This is a genomic window from Mycobacteroides franklinii (genome assembly GCF_001853795.1).
GTDB classification, from domain to species: domain Bacteria; phylum Actinomycetota; class Actinomycetes; order Mycobacteriales; family Mycobacteriaceae; genus Mycobacterium; species Mycobacterium franklinii.
The window spans coordinates 204910-221379 of the sequence record NZ_MLIK01000024.1; the positions used below are offsets into that span (position 1 = coordinate 204910).

16 protein-coding genes are annotated in these 16470 nt (G+C 65.0%); 12 read left to right on the forward strand and 4 right to left on the reverse strand.

Annotated features, from left to right (window positions below; translation table 11 throughout):
• Together pyrF and BKG76_RS20425 are read left to right on the forward strand one after the other, a co-directional pair.
• Positions 1-849, forward strand: a complete 849-nt coding sequence (gene pyrF / locus BKG76_RS20420) for an orotidine-5'-phosphate decarboxylase (protein ID WP_070939537.1) — start codon at positions 1-3, stop codon at positions 847-849.
• Between the two features lie 114 nt (positions 850-963).
• Positions 964-1371, forward strand: a complete 408-nt coding sequence (locus BKG76_RS20425; protein WP_165611541.1) for a copper resistance CopC family protein — start codon at positions 964-966, stop codon at positions 1369-1371.
• Here BKG76_RS20425 and BKG76_RS20430 read toward each other — a convergent pair.
• Complete coding sequence (locus BKG76_RS20430) at positions 1349-2680, reverse strand: acyltransferase family protein (protein WP_070939539.1); 1332 nt, start codon at positions 2678-2680, stop codon at positions 1349-1351. The genes BKG76_RS20425 and BKG76_RS20430 overlap by 23 nt on opposite strands.
• A gap of 457 nt (positions 2681-3137) precedes the next feature.
• Between BKG76_RS20430 and mihF the strand changes: the two genes are divergently transcribed.
• The 5 genes from mihF (at position 3138) to metK (ending at position 7025) form a co-directional block, all read left to right on the forward strand.
• Complete coding sequence (gene mihF / locus BKG76_RS20435) at positions 3138-3455, forward strand: integration host factor, actinobacterial type (RefSeq protein ID WP_030093544.1); 318 nt, start codon at positions 3138-3140, stop codon at positions 3453-3455.
• Positions 3456-3465: 10 nt separating this feature from the next.
• Positions 3466-4035: a guanylate kinase gene (gmk, locus tag BKG76_RS20440; RefSeq protein WP_070939540.1), complete on the forward strand. Its 570-nt coding sequence runs from the start codon at positions 3466-3468 to the stop codon at positions 4033-4035.
• 80 nt (positions 4036-4115) lie between these two features.
• Positions 4116-4424, forward strand: coding sequence for a DNA-directed RNA polymerase subunit omega (rpoZ, locus tag BKG76_RS20445; protein WP_005057694.1), 309 nt, complete (start codon positions 4116-4118; stop codon positions 4422-4424).
• 51 nt (positions 4425-4475) lie between these two features.
• Positions 4476-5735, forward strand: coding sequence for a bifunctional phosphopantothenoylcysteine decarboxylase/phosphopantothenate--cysteine ligase CoaBC (gene coaBC / locus BKG76_RS20450; RefSeq protein WP_070939541.1), 1260 nt, complete (start codon positions 4476-4478; stop codon positions 5733-5735).
• An 87-nt stretch (positions 5736-5822) separates the two neighbouring features.
• On the forward strand, positions 5823-7025 hold the full coding sequence (gene metK / locus BKG76_RS20455) for a methionine adenosyltransferase (protein ID WP_070939542.1): 1203 nt from the start codon (positions 5823-5825) through the stop codon (positions 7023-7025).
• 73 nt (positions 7026-7098) lie between these two features.
• Here metK and BKG76_RS20460 read toward each other — a convergent pair whose 3' ends face one another.
• Complete coding sequence (locus BKG76_RS20460) at positions 7099-7896, reverse strand: phosphatidylethanolamine N-methyltransferase family domain-containing protein (protein ID WP_070939543.1); 798 nt, start codon at positions 7894-7896, stop codon at positions 7099-7101.
• 170 nt (positions 7897-8066) lie between these two features.
• On the opposite strand from BKG76_RS20460, the gene BKG76_RS20465 reads away from it, so the two are divergent.
• The 4 genes from BKG76_RS20465 to BKG76_RS20480 are packed head-to-tail and all read left to right on the forward strand — an operon-like array spanning position 8067 to position 12844.
• The gene (locus BKG76_RS20465) at positions 8067-8915 is read left to right on the forward strand and encodes a nitrilase-related carbon-nitrogen hydrolase (protein ID WP_070939544.1); all 849 of its coding nucleotides are present in this window, start codon (positions 8067-8069) and stop codon (positions 8913-8915) included.
• Positions 8916-8924: 9 nt separating this feature from the next.
• Positions 8925-10346, forward strand: coding sequence for a dihydropyrimidinase (gene hydA / locus BKG76_RS20470; RefSeq protein ID WP_070939545.1), 1422 nt, complete (start codon positions 8925-8927; stop codon positions 10344-10346).
• A 27-nt stretch (positions 10347-10373) separates the two neighbouring features.
• Positions 10374-11393, forward strand: coding sequence for a TIGR03842 family LLM class F420-dependent oxidoreductase (locus tag BKG76_RS20475; protein WP_070939546.1), 1020 nt, complete (start codon positions 10374-10376; stop codon positions 11391-11393).
• The gene (locus BKG76_RS20480; protein WP_070939547.1) at positions 11393-12844 is read left to right on the forward strand and encodes an NCS1 family nucleobase:cation symporter-1; all 1452 of its coding nucleotides are present in this window, start codon (positions 11393-11395) and stop codon (positions 12842-12844) included. Before BKG76_RS20475 ends, BKG76_RS20480 begins: the two co-directional genes overlap by 1 nt.
• Here the strand turns inward: BKG76_RS20480 and BKG76_RS20485 are convergent.
• The gene (locus tag BKG76_RS20485) at positions 12822-13760 is read right to left on the reverse strand and encodes an alpha/beta hydrolase (protein ID WP_070940021.1); all 939 of its coding nucleotides are present in this window, start codon (positions 13758-13760) and stop codon (positions 12822-12824) included. The genes BKG76_RS20480 and BKG76_RS20485 overlap by 23 nt on opposite strands.
• Positions 13761-13817: 57 nt before the next feature.
• On the opposite strand from BKG76_RS20485, the gene BKG76_RS20490 reads away from it, so the two are divergent.
• A complete protein-coding gene (locus BKG76_RS20490; RefSeq protein WP_070939548.1) occupies positions 13818-15833 on the forward strand; it encodes a primosomal protein N' in 2016 nt (671 codons plus the stop codon).
• Positions 15834-15844: 11 nt separating this feature from the next.
• Here the strand turns inward: BKG76_RS20490 and BKG76_RS20495 are convergent, their stop codons facing one another.
• On the reverse strand, positions 15845-16411 hold the full coding sequence (locus tag BKG76_RS20495) for a TetR/AcrR family transcriptional regulator (protein ID WP_070940022.1): 567 nt from the start codon (positions 16409-16411) through the stop codon (positions 15845-15847).
• Between the last annotated feature and the right edge of the window lie 59 nt (positions 16412-16470).

Consider the following 16470-nt stretch of genomic DNA (forward strand, 5'->3'; position numbering starts at 1 on the left):
ATGAGCCCTTTGGGTGAAGAGCGTCGAACTGCGGTGACGTTCGGGGCACGGTTGCAGGCGTCCGCCGCATCTCGCGGTCCGCTGTGTGTGGGCATTGATCCGCATCCGGAGCTGTTGCGCTCCTGGGGATTCGATGCCGATGCCGCAGGCCTGGCCAGGTTCAGCGATATTTGCGTGGAGGCCTTCGCGGATGTCGCGATCGTCAAACCGCAGGTGGCTTTCTTTGAAACCTACGGCGCCGCAGGGTATTCGGTCCTTGAGCGGGCTATCGCGGGATTGCGCGAGGCGGGCGTGCTGGTGCTCGCCGACGCCAAGCGCGGCGATATCGGTTCGACCATGGCCGCCTATGCGCAGGCCTGGCTAGGTGATTCACCGTTGAGCTCCGATGCGGTGACCGCGTCCCCGTACCTGGGGTTCGGGTCGTTGTCCCCGCTGCTGGAACTCGCGCACGAACGTGAGCGTGGCGTCTTCGTCCTGGCTGCCACCTCCAACCCGGAAGCGCCTCCTGTGCAGCGGGCACGCGCCGGGGAACTGACCGTCGCGCAGGCGATGGTGGATCAGGTGGCCGCGCTGAACGCCCAGGAGGCCGGGCCGGGTTCCGTGGGTGTGGTGGTCGGCGTGACCGTCACCGATCCGCCGAATTTGGCGGCGATCGGTGGCCCCGTGCTTGTTCCGGGGCTGGGCGCGCAGGGTGGCAAGCCCGAGGATCTGCGTGGCCTGGGCGGTGCCCCGGGATCGCTGCTGCTGCCCGCGGTCTCACGCGAGGTGCTGCGCGCCGGACCGGATGTCGCGGCGCTGCGTGCCGAGGTTGATCGCTTGCGCGACAGCGTCGCCTACCTGCTCGACTGAGCGGCCCCGGGTCGGTCGCCGATTCTCGTGCTGCGCGCGCAGGTCTGTGCGCTCATAATGCTGCAGAGACACGGCACCCAGCCGGCAGAAAGTGGGTCCAGCATGCAGGTCAGGATGAAGATGCCCGCCCGGTCACTGACGGTGGCGGTGACGGTTACGGCCGCCCTCGGAGTGTGGGTGCCGACCGCATCGGCACACGTGACGGTGGTGTCGACGACCCCGACGCAGGGATCCACGGTCACCAGCGCGCCCACCGAGGTGAAGATGGTGTTCAGCGAGGCGCCCACCAAGCCCGCGGTGAGCGTCGCGGGCCCGGACGGCAAGACGTATTCAACGGGAAGCACTCAAGCCACCGATGCGGTTGTCGGCATAGGGCTTTCGAGCGCAACACTGCCGTCTGGGGTCTACACCGTGACCTGGTCACTCACCGCTCCGGACGGAGACGCGCAGAACGGGACCTGGACATACTTCTACCAGCCGCCGATCCAGCCCAAGCCGCCTATCCCGGCACCGCCTGCTTAGTCGCCACGCCTGCGGAATGATCCGGTGGTCGACTATCGGCCTTGCTGGACAACGGATTTCGACACAGGAATCGGGCCGCGACCAAGGGTACGAGCGAGGCCGCCACGATCCATCTGCCGATTGGGGTGAATCCGCCCCAGTGTGGATCGATGACGTAGATCCGGGTGTAGATCAGTGTCAGCACCGCGCCGATCAGTACCAGGGCGCCGACCGCGATATCGCGCCCACCCTTCATCAGTGGGACAGGGCGGTCCCACCACGGCAGCGGCCGGCGTTCGGTGGCTCGCAGCGGGACGAAGAAGACCGCCACGATGGCGCACACGATGGTCAGTCGCAGCACGTTTCCCGGCCAGTACCAAACGTCATGTTGGCTCACCAGCCCGATGCGAAAGGCCAGGTAAATCCCGTAAGACAGCAGGAACGTGACCACCCAGTGCCATAGGTAGATCGTCATGCTGCCGCTATTGCACAGCTCGAGGAACCGCCAGGTCCTGGCGCCCTGTGCCCAGCGATTGATGGCCGGCGCGCACACGATCACCGCCAGGCATTCCACGATCGCGCTGGTGGCCAGCAGCAATGTTGGCGGCATGTTGGCGATCAGCCCCGACGGATACGGCCCGAGGGAGGCCAGCACCACGGTGGCGGCCAGAGCGGCGGCTGCGTACGCCAACGCGACCCGGCGGGGGACAAGCCTGCGCTGATAGGCGATGCCCAGCGCGGCGGGGATGAGCCACATGAAGATCATGTTGATCCAGCCGGTAGTCACCCAGGTGTCGGTGATGAGGCTGACGGTGTCGATCAGGGCTGTGAACAGGCACATTGCCGCAACGAACCAGCCGAGTTGGCCTGCGGTTCGGATGCGCGCCAGCCACGGCAGGAACGCCAATGTCAGCAAGTATGCCCCCACGTACCAGAGCAGTTCGATATGCCGCATCTCGAGGTACAGCAGCTGAGGGGAGTTGCCCATGGTGATGCGCAGCAAGGTGGTCACCAGCGCGACGAACGCCAGGAAATAGAACACGGGGCGATAGAGCCGCGTCGCCCGTCCCATTAGGAACTGTCCCCAGGATCTGCCGGACTCCCAGGAGTGAAGATTTGCCGCTGCACCCGCGAAGAAGAACAGTGGCATGAGCGGGATCAGCCAGAACAGCCAATGCACGTTGTAGTTGGATGCCATCGCCGGTTTGCCTTTGACGAGGGTGGGGCTACCCGCGAGGACGTGGTAGGCCACCACGGTGGCCAGCGACACGAGCCTCACGGCGTCCAATACCCGATCACGATCACGTGATGGGCGCAGCAGGTCACCCATATTTCGCACCCTACCCAGCAACTGGTGCGCCTTGCTAAGCAACTTCACGGGCACCCGGTCTGCGGTGCCCTCACCTGCGTCTCTTCAACTGAACGTTGACGGGTCGCGACACGCGCAACACGAGATTCACACAAGATTTTCAGTTTGCCCTCACGGCAATCACGGTTTGCTTGTCTCCGGTTCCGGCACAGGAATCGGTGGTGTTGTCAACTCTGAATGAAATATGTTGTGCAACAGCGTTATTCAATCTCGACCTGCGCAAATGCCGGGTGGGAACGCGCGGATGTGATGGTTGCTCGGCGGGATCGCTCGCGGCCCCTCTAGCAGGCGATTTTCACCGAGAAGAGGGGGGTGGGGTTCACATATGTCGGTTGGCGTGGGTACGGTCGCTGTCGCTGGCTGGTTGTTTTCCAGCCGTATAGAAAAACCGACGAGTTTCGTATGAGACGGAGGAATCGTGGCCCTTCCACAGTTGACTGACGAGCAGCGCGCCGCCGCGTTGGCGAAGGCGGCTGCCGCCCGACGCGCCCGGGCCGAGCTCAAGGAGAAGCTCAAGAAAGGCGGCACCAATCTCAAGCAGGTGCTCAAGGACGCCGAGACCGACGAGGTCCTGGGCAAGATGAAGGTTTCCGCACTGTTGGAAGCCCTGCCCAAGGTCGGCAAGGTCAAGGCGCAGGAGATCATGACCGAGCTGGAGATCGCTCCGACCCGCCGTCTGCGGGGCCTGGGTGACCGTCAGCGCAAGGCGCTGCTGGAGCGGTTCGACTTCTCCTGATCTTCTCCAGATGACAGCTTCGACGAGGGGCCGGGTAGTAGTCCTATCCGGCCCCTCCGCCGTCGGTAAATCCACCGTTGTACGCCGGCTACGCGATGACGTTGACGGCCTGTTCTTCAGCGTCTCCGCCACCACCAGGGCCCCTAGACCAGGTGAGGTCGACGGCGTGGACTATCACTTCGTCACGGCCGAGGAGTTCCAGCGGCTGATCGATACCGGTGCGCTGCTGGAATGGGCCGATATCCACCGCGGTCTGCAGCGCTCGGGAACCCCCGCCGCACCTGTTCGTGAGGCGATGGAGGCCGGTCGCCCGACCCTCATCGAGGTCGACCTGGCCGGTGCGCGTGCCATCAAGGCCGCACTTCCGCAGGCCCTGACGGTCTTCCTGGCCCCGCCGAGCTGGGAGGCGCTGGTACAGCGGCTCACCGGTCGGGGCACCGAATCGGAGGACGTGATCGCTCGGCGATTGGAAACCGCCGAGGTCGAGATGGCGGCTCAAAGCGACTTTGATGTCGTCGTCGTCAATGACCAGTTGGAAAATGCCAGCGCACAGTTGGTATCGTTATTGGTCGGACGTTAATCGGCAGCGCAGTACAACACGCAGTGCCAATACCGCGCCAGCCATATTCAGCGCCATCTACCTATCCAGGAGATTTCTTAGTGAGCACCTCCCAGACCGACGTCATCGTCGAACCGGGCACCGACAGCTACGACGCCGCTCTCGACACGCCGCTGGGTATCACCAACCCGCCGATCGACGAGCTACTCGCCCGGGCATCGAGCAAGTACGCGCTGGTGATCTACGCAGCCAAGCGCGCCCGCCAGATCAACGACTACTACAACCAGTTGGGCGACGGCATCCTTGAGTACGTGGGACCGCTGGTCGAGCCTGGCCTGCAGGAGAAACCGCTGTCGATCGCGCTGCGCGAGATCCACGGCGACCTGCTCGAGCACACCGAAGGCGAGTAGACGCTGCGATGAGCGGCTGGCGCGAAGAGCATCGGGCCTGAGGTCCGGGCTATGTCGCGGATCATCGTCGGAGTGGGCGGGGGAATCGCCGCCTACAAGGCCTGCACCGTGGTGCGCCAGCTCGCCGAGGCTGGGCACAACGTCCGGGTCATTCCCACCGAATCGGCCCTGCAGTTCGTGGGGGCCGCGACCTTCGAAGCACTGTCGGGTGAGCCGGCCCGCACCGGGGTGTTCGACGATGTTCCCGAGGTTCCGCATGTGCGTCTCGGGCAGGACGCCGACCTGGTCGTGGTTGCGCCCGCCACCGCGGATCTGCTGGCCCGCGCCGCCACGGGCCGCGCGGACGATCTGCTGACCGCGACGCTGTTGACCGCGCGTTGTCCGGTCTTGTTCGCCCCCGCGATGCATACCGAGATGTGGCTGCACCCGGCGACGCAGCAGAATGTCGCGACATTGCGGAGCCATGGCGCCGTTGTCTTAGAGCCCGCATCGGGTCGACTTACCGGCGCCGACACCGGTCCGGGGCGTCTTCCCGAGGCCGAGGAGATCACCACCCTGGCCCAACTGCTGCTGGCTCGCGCCGACGCGCTGCCGCATGATCTGGCCGGGGTGCGCGTCCTGGTGACTGCCGGTGGTACCCGGGAGCCCCTGGACCCCGTCCGTTTCATCGGAAACCGCAGTTCAGGCAAGCAGGGATACGCGATTGCCCGGGTCGCCGCGCAGCGCGGCGCCGAGGTCACGCTCATCGCGGGGCATACCGTGGGGCTGCCCGATCCCGCTGGGGTCGAGGTGGTGCACATCAGCTCCGCGGCGCAATTGCAGGACTCGGTCACCAAACACGCTCCCGCGGCGGAGGCGCTGATCATGGCGGCGGCGGTGGCAGATTTCCGTCCCGCCCATGTTGCGACCAGCAAGATCAAAAAGAGCCACGGCGCCGACGGTGAAAACCCTGTCGACGCTCCTATCGAATTGCTGCGCAACGCCGATGTATTGGCCGGTGTGGTCCGTGCGCGCGCAGACGGGCAGCTGCCCAGGATGCGGGCAATTGTCGGATTTGCCGCCGAAACCGGCGACGCGAATGGGGATGTGCTGTTCCATGCTCGCGCGAAGTTGCAGCGCAAGGGCTGTGATCTCTTGGTAGTCAACGCGGTTGGCGAGGGGCGGGCCTTCGAAGTGGACAGCAATGACGGTTGGCTGCTCTCGGCTCAGGCCGGCGGCGAGGTCACCGAAGTCGTCCTCGAACACGGCACCAAAGTTCTGATGGCAAGCCGTATTGTGGATGCCGTTGCCGGGCTTTGTCAGAGAAACTGACAACCGGGCATGGCCCCGATCTTGGTTCGTCGGCCATAATGATTAGGTATCAAAACGACCTTAAAAGGATCTGAAAGGGGCTGCGCTGTGAGCTCAGCTGGACGGCTTTTCACCAGTGAATCGGTTACCGAGGGACATCCGGACAAGATCTGTGATGCCATCAGTGACTCGATCCTGGATGCCATGCTCGCGCAGGACCCGAAGTCCCGGGTGGCGGTGGAGACGTTGGTGACCACCGGCCAGGTCCACGTCGCGGGTGAGGTGACCACCTCCGCGTACGTCGACATCCCACATATCGTCCGCGAGCGGGTGCTGGAGATCGGCTACGACTCCTCCTCGAAGGGCTTCGACGGCAACTCCTGTGGCGTGAACATCGCCATCGGTGCGCAGTCGCCCGATATCGCGCAGGGTGTGGACACGGCCCACGAGGCGCGAGTCGAGGGTGCCGCGGATCCGCTGGACGCCCAGGGCGCCGGCGACCAGGGCCTGATGTTCGGCTACGCGATCAACGACACCCCCGAGCTGATGCCGCTGCCCATCGCGCTGGCGCACCGGCTGTCCCGCCGCCTCACCGAGGTGCGCAAGGAGGGCCTGCTCCCGTACCTGCGTCCCGACGGTAAGACTCAGGTCACCATCGAGTACGACGGCGACAAGGCGGTGCGCCTCGACACCGTCGTACTGTCCACGCAGCACGCCGCGGACATCGACCTGGACAACCTGCTGACTCCGGATATCCGCGAGAAGGTGGTCCAGGTGGTGCTTGACGAGTTGAACCAGGACGACCTGGACATCTCCGACTACCGGCTGCTGGTCAACCCGACGGGCAAGTTCGTGCTCGGCGGTCCGATGGGTGACGCCGGATTGACCGGTCGCAAGATCATCGTCGACACCTATGGCGGCTGGGCCCGCCACGGCGGCGGCGCCTTCTCCGGCAAGGACCCGTCAAAGGTGGACCGCTCGGCCGCCTACGCGATGCGCTGGGTTGCCAAGAATGTTGTCGCGGCCGGACTCGCTGAGCGCGCAGAGGTGCAGGTCGCCTATGCCATCGGTAAGGCGGCCCCGGTGGGTCTGTTCGTCGACACGTTCGGCACCGCCACCGTTGACCAGGTCAAGATCGAGAAGGCCATCAACGAGGTGTTCGATCTGCGTCCGGGCGCGATCATCCGCGACCTGGACCTGCTGCGTCCGATCTACGCGCAGACGGCGGCATACGGCCACTTTGGCCGCACCGATATCGAGCTGCCCTGGGAACAGACCAATCGCGTCGACGCCCTCAAGGCTGCCATCTAGCCCTTTCTGTCCAGCACACGTAAAAGCCCCCGACACCGCTGAGTGTTCGGGGGCTTTTGCGTGTGCTCGACGCCTAGAGGACGCCGGGAATCAGCGCTTTTCGGTTGGCCGGGTAGTCGACGAACTTCTCCTGATACCAGCGGTGTGTGGCCAGCGCGCGGGGGATCAGGTTGCCGGCGGTGATCAGCAGGATGACGACACCGGGCAGTGCCCAGGTAAGCAGCGCGAAGCCGGACCAGGCGATGAGCTCGCCGAGATACGCCGGGCTGGTGACGAACCGGAAGCCGCCGCCGAACGGAATGCGGTACTCGGATTCGCCACCGCCGGGGTTCTTCTTGTCGCGGAGATTGCGCACGATCGACTCGGAGCTGAGTAGTAGCGCGAAGCCGCACAGGTAGAGCACCAGGCCCACCACGAAGCGTGGGTCGTGCAGCCACGCGTTGTCGTACTGCCCGAAAAAGTCATGACTGAACAGAGTCCCGTTGAGGTATCCGTGCATCGATGTCACCAGCATGCCCATCACGACCACCGACACGTTGAAGGTGCTGCGCTTGCCGGGCACCTGACGAATGGAGAGCGGGAAGAACCAGCCGCGGTTGGCATAATGCAGCATCCATATCCCGGCGAGCACCAGTGACACCGGCTCGAAGCGGGCGGGCCCAGTCAGGTAGCAGATCAAGAACACGACGGTCGCCGGGATTTCCATCAGCCACCAACCGAGCTTCGGATTCAGGTTGAGCCCGAGTTTTGTGGTGGAGAAACGCCCGTACGAGCTCTGGGCGAAAAAGCCCCCGATGATCACGAATGCCGCGAAGCCGAAGGCAGCCGTCAGCACGGTGTCGTAAACGGTGTTGCCGGTGTACCAGTGCATGACTTTCCCTTTACGTGAGTAGGCGGATCCGCCCGAATGCCGGCCGCAAAACTGTAACGTGTTCTACCATGTGCTCGCGGGGGTCGGGCCACGTGGTCAGTCGTCGGGGTGGGACCGGCCGTTGTGCCGTTTGGCGCGCGCGAGGAGCGCCGTGCGCATAAAGTCGGTCAATGACGGTGATCAGAGCCGCACTGACGCAAGCGACTTGGACTGGCGACAAGGAATCCATGCTCGTCAAACACGAGCGTTTCGTCGCGGAGGCCGCGTCCCAGGGCGCCCAGGTGATCTGCTTCCAAGAACTGTTCTACGGCCCGTACTTCGGCATCGTGCAGGACAAGAAGTATTACGGCTATGCCGAACCCGTGCCCGGCCCGGTCACGGAGCGGTTCGCGGCGCTCGCCAGGCAACACCACATGGTGATGGTGTTACCGGTGTACGAGGAGGAGCAACCCGGCGTCCTCTACAACACCGCCGCCGTCGTCGATTCCGACGGCACGTACCTGGGTAAGTACCGCAAACACCACATACCGCATCTCGATCGGTTTTGGGAGAAGTTCTATTTCCGGCCAGGCAATCTGGGCTACCCTGTGTTCGACACCGCTGTCGGCAAGATCGGCGTCTACATCTGTTACGACCGGCATTTCCCGGAGGGCTGGCGCAACTACGGGCTCGGGGGAGCGGAACTGGTCTTCAATCCGTCGGCTACCAAACCGGGTCTGTCCAATAGGCTTTGGGAACTTGAGCAGCCCGCTGCCGCAGCGGCCAACCAGTATTTCGTCGGGGCCAACAACCGGATAGGTAGCGAAACGGACGAGTTTGGCGACCAGGCGGTGACGTTCTACGGCAGTTCGTACTTCGTGGACCCGCACGGTAACTATGTCGGTGAAATCGCTTCCGAGAGCGACGAAGAGATCGTGATACGGGATCTGGACCTGTCTCTGGTCCGCCAGGTTCGGGATGACTGGCAGTTCTACCGGGACCGCCGTCCTGACACCTACGGCCCGATCGTCGCGCCGTAGGAGGCCGCCATGGCAACGACTTTGATCAGAGGCGGCACCGTGGTGTCGGCGACCGGGCGCGGCGCCGCGGACGTCCTGGTCGACGGTGAGAAGATCGCGGCGGTCGTTCTGCCCGGCAGCACGCTGCTCGGGATGGACCTGACCACAACCGTCGACACGGTGATCGAGGCGGGCGGCAAGTACGTCATTCCCGGTGGTATCGACGCACACACCCACATGTCGATGCCGTTCGGCGGCACCACGGCATCCGATGACTTCGAGACGGGGACGCGCGCCGCGGCCTGGGGTGGTACCACGACCATCATCGACTTCGCGGTCCAAAAATTTGGTGAGCGGCTGCAGGATTCGCTGCAGACCTGGCATGAGATGGCGGCCGGCCAATGTGCGGTCGACTACTCCTTTCACCAGATTGTGGGCGATGTCAACGATGCCTCACTGGCGGCGCTGCGGGGACTGGCCGACGAGGGCATCACCAGTTACAAGATGTTCATGGCGTACCCCGGGGTCTTCTACAGCGATGACGCCCAGATACTGCGGGCCATGCAGGTGGGGGCCGACACCGGGCTGATGACGATGATGCACGCCGAGAATGGCCCTGCGATAGACGTTTTAGTGGCCCAGCTGGTTGCCGCGGGCAAGACGGATCCTTACTACCACGGCATCGCCCGAGCCTGGCAGCTGGAGGAGGAGGCCACGCACCGCGCCATCATGCTGTCCAATCTGACGGGCGCACCGTTGTACGTCGTGCACGTCTCGGCCAAACAGGCTGTCGCGCAACTGGCCGCCGCACGTGACGCCGGACAGAATGTGTACGGGGAGACCTGCCCGCAATACCTGTATCTGTCGCTGGAGGACAACCTGGGCGCGCCGGGATTCGAGGGCGCCCAGTGGGTGTGCTCCACACCGCTGCGGTCCAAACGCGAGCATCATCAGGATGAAATGTGGCGCGCATTGCGCACCAACGATATCCAGATGGTGTCGACCGATCACTGCCCGTTTTGTATGAAGGGGCAAAAGGACATGGGCATCGGGGATTTCTCCAAGATTCCCAACGGAATCGGATCGATCGAGCATCGGATGGACCTGCTGTATCAGGGAGTGGTGGACGGTCGGATCACCGTCGAGCGATGGGTGGAGATCACGTCGACCACGCCGGCCCGGATGTTTGGGCTCTACGGGCGTAAGGGGGTGATCGCTCCGGGCGCGGACGCGGACATCGTCGTCTACGACCCCAACGGGCACACCTCGATCGGCCTGGGCAAGACCCACCACATGAACATGGACCACTCGGCGTGGGAAGGGTACGAGATCGACGGGCACGTCGACACCGTGCTGTCCCGCGGAAAGGTGATCGTCGACGGCGACGAGTATCTCGGCAGCAAGGGGGACGGCGCGTTCCTGCGTCGCGACCTGTGTCAATACCTCATCTGAGGACGGTTGATGGAGAGGGCCCCACGGATGGATTTCGGAGTTGTCCTGCAATGTGATCCACCGGCGGCACGAACGGTGCAGCTGGCGAAACTCGCCGAGGCTCATGGCTTCAGTCATCTGTGGACATTTGATTCTCACCTGTTGTGGCAAGAGCCCTATGTGCTGTACAGCCAGATCCTGCACGAAACGCGGCGCATTGTGGTGGGCCCCATGGTCACCAATCCGGCGACGCGGGATTGGACTGTGACCGCATCGCTGTACGCGACCTTGAACGACATGTACGGCAACCGCACCATCTGCGGTATCGGTCGTGGCGATTCGGCGGTCCGGGTAACGGGTGGAGCGCCGACCACGCTGGCCACGTTGCGTGAATCAATACATGTCATCCGGGAGCTCGCGAATTCGCGCGCCGTCGAATATCGGGGTGCCACTCTGCAATTCCCGTGGAGCCGGGGCTCCGAGCTCGAGGTATGGGTAGCCGCATATGGCCCCAAGGCCCTCGCTCTGACCGGACAGGTCGCCGACGGCTTCATCTTGCAGCTTGCCGATATCGATATCGCGCGTTGGATGATCGGGGCGGTGCGCGAGGCCGCCATCGCCGCCGGGCGTGACCCTGCCGAGGTGCGGATCTGCGTGGCAGCACCCATGTACGTGGGATCGGATTGGGCGCATATGCGCGACCAATGCCGGTGGTTCGGCGGCATGGTGGGTAACCACGTCGCCGATATCGTGGGCAGGTATGGTGCGAACGGTCAAGTCCCGCAATCTCTTACCGAGTACATCGCCGGTCGCGAGGGGTACGACTACAACCAGCACGGTCGGGCGGGCAACACCCACGCAGAATTCGTCAGTGACGACATCGTGGACCGCTTCTGTGTGCTGGGCACCGCCGACGATCACATTGCCAAGCTGTCCGAGCTCAAGGCGCTGGGGGTGGACCAGTTCTCCGGATACCTGCAGCACGACAACAAGGAAGAGACGCTGCGGGTCTACGGGGAAACGGTGATTCCCGCGTTGTCGCAACACATCACGGCGAAGAGCGACTGATGGTGGTGCAGGCCGAAGGCCCAGCGGAGACGCCGGGCAGATTGAGCAACGCGGACCTGGCACCCACCACGGCAGCACAGGCCACCTGGCGCACCTGGGACATCTTCTGTCTGTGGATGACCTCGGCGCACAGCCTGGGCAGTTACGGATTTGCCGTGGGGATGCTGGCGCTGGGGCTGACGGGATGGCAGACCCTGCTGGCACTTTTCACTGGGGTGTTGGTGCTCTGGGCGGGTAGCAATCTGATCGGGGTGGCGGGCCAACGGGTGGGAGTGCCCTTCCCGGTCTTCGCACGCGCCACCTTCGGGGTCTTCGGCGCCAACATCCCGGCGCTGCTGCGCGGGCTGGTGGCCATTTTCTGGTACGGCATCCAGACCTACCTGGCGTCCACCGCGGTCATCGTGCTGCTCTTGCGACTGGATCCGGGATTGCGCTCCTGGACGGAACCGACCTTCCTGGGCCTACATGCGTTGGGATGGGCCGCGTTCCTTTCCTTGTGGACCGTGCAGTTGGTGATCCTGAACTACGGCATGGAGGTGGTGCGCAAGGTATCGGATGTGGCAGGCCCGGTGGTCTGGATCGGGATGATTGCCCTGGCGATCTGGATGTTGGACGGTGTGGGCTGGAGCATCGACTTCGGTGCCCGCGCCGGAGCGCCGTTGTCGGCCGGCTCCGCGGTGTTGGCCTTCACCGGCGTGGTGTTCCTGATGGTTGCCTTCATGGCGGGCCCGCTGGTGAACTACGCGGATTTCGCAAGATTCGCGCCGAGTAGACGTGCGATTCTGCGGGGGAACGCCTTGGGCATACCGTTCAACGAGACCGCCTTCGTGGTGATCTCGATCGTCATTTCGCTTGCCGCGCTGAAGAAGTACGGCAGTGCGATGACCGACCCGGTGGCGCTGGTCGCGGATATCGACTCGGATGCCATCGTCGTGGTCGCCGCAATTCTCTTCGCGATCGCCACCGTTGGTATCAACGTGGTGCTCAACTTCGTCTCGCCGTCGTACGACATCTCCAATGTCGCACCGAAATACATCTCATTCCGTACCGGCGGCATCATCACCGCGCTGCTGTCGGTCGCGGTGCTGCCCTGGAAAATCTGGGGGAACGAGGCCGCCATCGTGTACTTCTTGGGCGGTGTGGGTGCCTTGATGGGGCCAGTCTTCGGGATTCTGGTCGTCGACTATTACCTGCTGCGCCGACAGCACACCGATACCACCGACTTGTACTCGGAATCCTCCGGCGGCGCGTACTTCTACACGCGGGGCTTCAACCCGGCGGCATTGATCGCGCTGGGCATTTCCGGTGCCGCAGCGATCGCTATCGCACTCCTGCCGCGGGCCCAGAGCATGACGGCACTCTCATGGCCGGCGGGTGCTGTGCTGGGCGGCGCCCTGATGTACGCACTGGGCCGCGGTAGGCGCGGGGCTAGCCGTGCAGCGCCTTCTTGAGTGCCGAGAGCGACAGATCGCGCTCCTCGGTGGCGGCGGGCACGATATCGGCGTACCCGAGGTAGCCGTGGATCATCGTCGGCGCGTTGTGCAGCTGCACCGGCACACCAGCGCCGCTCAACAGCTCGGCGTATTTGGCGCCGTCATCGCGCAGCGGATCGAACTGTGCGGTGCCGATGAATGCCGGAGCCAATCCCTCAAAGCTCTCCGCCCGGGCCGGGACCAGCGTCGGGCCCGCGGTGGTCGGATCGGTGTCCCCGAGGTACCACTTGCTCAGTGCACCCACGGTCTTGAAATCCAGGACGGGTGCCTCGGCGTTCTCGACCATCGACGGTAGCGTCACGTCGAAGGTCGTGGCCGGGTACCACAGCACCTGGAAGGCCAGCTCAATACCGTGGTCGCGGGCCAGTTGCGCCATGACCGCCGACAGGTTTCCGCCCGCGGAATCACCGCCCACGGCAAGACGGCTCGCGTCGCCGCCGATCTCGGCAGCGTGCTCATGCACCCACTGCAGCGCAGCCCAGCAGTCCTCGACGGCGGCGGGGTAGGGGTGCTCGGGTGCCAATCGATAGTCCACCGACACCACCACGGCGTCGGCCTGTACCGCTGCGGCACGGGCCACCGCGTCGTGGGTATCCAGGTCGCCGATGACCCAGCCACCGCCATGGATCAGCACGAAGACGGGACGTACGCCGCCCTCGGCGGGGGAGTAGATCCGGACCGGTATCTCGCCGGCGGGGCCCGGAATGGTGCGGTCTTCGACCTTGGCCACCTCGATCCACGGCGGGCGCGCCGTGGCGATCGCCCGATACGCGTCCCGGGATGCCTGCGGTCCGTCCGGCGAAACGAGTTGAATCGGAACAGCTTCCAGAATCTTGATGATGATCGGGTCGATGCCGGTTTCGGTGGCGGTCATGTCGTCACTGTATCGGGTGCCGACCTGCAAGTCAGGGGCGTCTGCTAGAACCACCAGGTGACTGCGACGCGGGTGGTGGCCGAACACGAGCCGGTTGCTCGGGTGCTGCCGTTGCTCACCGTGCCCCATCTGGATCGCGAATTCGACTATCTGGTGTCCGTGGAGCAATCAGACGATGCTCAGCCTGGTGTGCGCGTGCGGGTACGGTTCCACGGCCGCCTGGTGGACGCCATCCTGCTGGAGCGCCGTTCGGAAAGTGACCACCCCGGCAAGCTCGGGTGGCTGGATCGTGTCGTATCGCCCACCCAGGTGCTCACGCCGGACGTGCGCCGGCTCGTTGACGCGGTGGCGGCGCGGTACGCGGGAAGCCGCGCGGACGTGCTGCGCCTGGCTCTCCCGCCCCGGCACGCGCGCGTCGAGAAGGAAACCCGTGCGGCGGTCGTCGACGACTTCGAGGCGCCGGCGTTGGATGGCTCCGGTTGGGCTCGCTATCAGCGTGGCGAGCGGTTCCTGGAGGCGCTATCGCACGGCCGTGCCGCGCGTGCGGTGTGGCAGGCGCTGCCGGGCGAGTCTTGGTGCACGCGACTCGCCGAGGCCGCGGCGGCGACGGCGAGCACCGGCAGGGGAGTGCTGGCGATCGTCCCGGACCAGCGAGATATCGATGCGTTGTCCGCCGAATGCGTGAAACATGTTGGTGCACATCGTGTCGTGGCACTCTCGGCTGAGCTGGGACCCGCCGAGCGGTACCGCCGGTGGTTGGCGGTCCTGCGCGGTGCGGCAACCGTGGTGATCGGTACCAGGGCCGCGGTGTTCGCGCCGGTGGCCGATGTGGGATTGGTGATGGTGTGGGACGACGGCGACGACAATCTCGCCGAACCTCGGTCTCCTTATCCACATGCCCGGGATGTGGCGATGCTGCGCGCACATCAGCTGCGCTGCGCCGCGGTCATCGGAGGATACGCGCGCACCGCAGAGTCGCAGGCGCTCGTCGAGAGCGGCTGGGCGCATGACCTGGTCGCCGCCCGGTCCGCGGTGCGGAAGGCATCCGCGCGTATCAGCGCTCTCGATGACAGCGGGTATGCGCAGGAACGCGATCCTGCGGCACGCTCGGCACGCCTGCCGATGGTGGCACTCACGGCGGCCCGGGACGCGCTCAAGCGGGGGCACTCGGTGTTGGTGCAGGTGCCACGCCGTGGGTACGTGCCCGCGCTGGCCTGCACAAAATGCCGGACTGTCGCCCGCTGTCGGCATTGCACCGGACCGCTGGCGCTGGAGGGACCGGGTGGGGCTTCGAACGTCGTGAGCCCCAGCTGCCGGTGGTGCGGACGGGTCGACGCGGACCTGCGGTGCGCCCGCTGCGGCTCTACCTCGGTGCGCGCCGTGGTGGTGGGTGCGCGCCGGACGGCCGAGGAGCTGGGTAGGGCGCTACCGGGTGTTCCGGTGGTGACGTCCGGCGGCGGCGAGGTACATGCCACGGTCACCGGTCCGCCCACCTTGGTGGTGTGCACGCCGGGTGCAGAACCGTTGACGCCCAACGGGTATGGCGCGGCATTGCTGTTGGACGCGTGGGCCCTGCTGGGCCGTCAGGACCTACGCGCCGCGGAGGACACCTTGCGCAAGTGGATGGCGGCCGCCGCGCTGGTGCGCGGGCGTGAGGAGGGCGGAACCGTGGTGGTGGTTGCCGATGCCACCCTGCCCACGGTGCAGTCGCTGATCCGGTGGGATCCGGTGGGACATGCCGCCGCTGAACTGGCGGCACGCGCCGAAGTCGGGCTGCCGCCGCAGGTGCACATCGCCGCCATCGACGGGCCTTCTGCCGCGGTGGCCGCACTCATCGAGACCGCTGATCTTCCCGTGGGGGCCGAGCTACTGGGACCCGTCGACCTTCCGATGGGAGCGCGCCGCCCGGCCGGAATATCCGATGGTGTCGAGGTGGTGCGCATCCTGGTCCGAGTCGAACGCACCGCGGGGCTGGAATTGGCGGCGGCTTTGCGCCGGGGCGTCGCAACGCTGAGCGCGCGGCGCGACGCCGAGCCCGTCCGGATTCAGATCGATCCACTGCACGTGGGGTGACCCGGCGAATTTCAGGTGTTTGCGGCGGCAAGTCGAGATCGGTCGCCGATGCCTTCGGCGAAGGTGTCGACGATGTAGCCGATGAGGTCGTCGCGAGTCATGGTGCGTGCCGCGCTCCACCAGTTGATGGTCATCAATACGCCGCCGACCGCGAGGCGCGACCAGATGGGTGCCAACGGGATCATCTCGTCGCCAGGAAACTGGGCGTGCAAATGCTCCTCTGTTACTTGAGCGATGAGGTCGAAGACTCCGTGGTCGAGCTGTTCCTGCGCAGTGAGATCGCGGTCGAGGGCGATGTACAGCTCCGGCTCCGCGCTGATCCAGTCGATCACCAGAGCGGAAAAGGCCCGGATCTGGTCGCGTGTGGTGCCGACCATGCTGTGCTGCCACGCGCCGGAAATCAATCGGTCGGCATGGCGCCGACTCAACGAGCGCAGTAGGTCGGCCTTGGTGGGGAATATGGCGTAACACGCCGACCTGGCGAACCCGGCCTCCCTGGCCACCTCCGCGATGGAGACGGCCCCGCCGCTGTTGCGAATCGCCCGTTCCGCAGCGTCAAGTAACTCCTCGGTGCGCAGTTTGCGATCGTAAGGAGCGCCACTCGGCCGGCCTCGTCCTCTGGTAGCCATCGAGATTA

Coding starts and splice junctions, on each gene's coding strand:
- BKG76_RS20465 (WP_070939544.1), top strand. CDS start 8,067: ATGACGGTGATCAGAGCCGCACTGACGCAAGCGACTTGGACTGGCGAC.
- BKG76_RS20460 (WP_070939543.1), bottom strand. CDS start 7,896: ATGCACTGGTACACCGGCAACACCGTTTACGACACCGTGCTGACGGCT.
- pyrF (WP_070939537.1), top strand. CDS start 1: ATGAGCCCTTTGGGTGAAGAGCGTCGAACTGCGGTGACGTTCGGGGCA.
- BKG76_RS20485 (WP_070940021.1), bottom strand. CDS start 13,760: ATGACCGCCACCGAAACCGGCATCGACCCGATCATCATCAAGATTCTG.
- BKG76_RS20425 (WP_165611541.1), top strand. CDS start 964: ATGAAGATGCCCGCCCGGTCACTGACGGTGGCGGTGACGGTTACGGCC.
- gmk (WP_070939540.1), top strand. CDS start 3,466: ATGACAGCTTCGACGAGGGGCCGGGTAGTAGTCCTATCCGGCCCCTCC.
- BKG76_RS20430 (WP_070939539.1), bottom strand. CDS start 2,680: ATGGGTGACCTGCTGCGCCCATCACGTGATCGTGATCGGGTATTGGAC.
- BKG76_RS20480 (WP_070939547.1), top strand. CDS start 11,393: ATGGTGGTGCAGGCCGAAGGCCCAGCGGAGACGCCGGGCAGATTGAGC.
- hydA (WP_070939545.1), top strand. CDS start 8,925: ATGGCAACGACTTTGATCAGAGGCGGCACCGTGGTGTCGGCGACCGGG.
- BKG76_RS20475 (WP_070939546.1), top strand. CDS start 10,374: ATGGATTTCGGAGTTGTCCTGCAATGTGATCCACCGGCGGCACGAACG.
- coaBC (WP_070939541.1), top strand. CDS start 4,476: ATGTCGCGGATCATCGTCGGAGTGGGCGGGGGAATCGCCGCCTACAAG.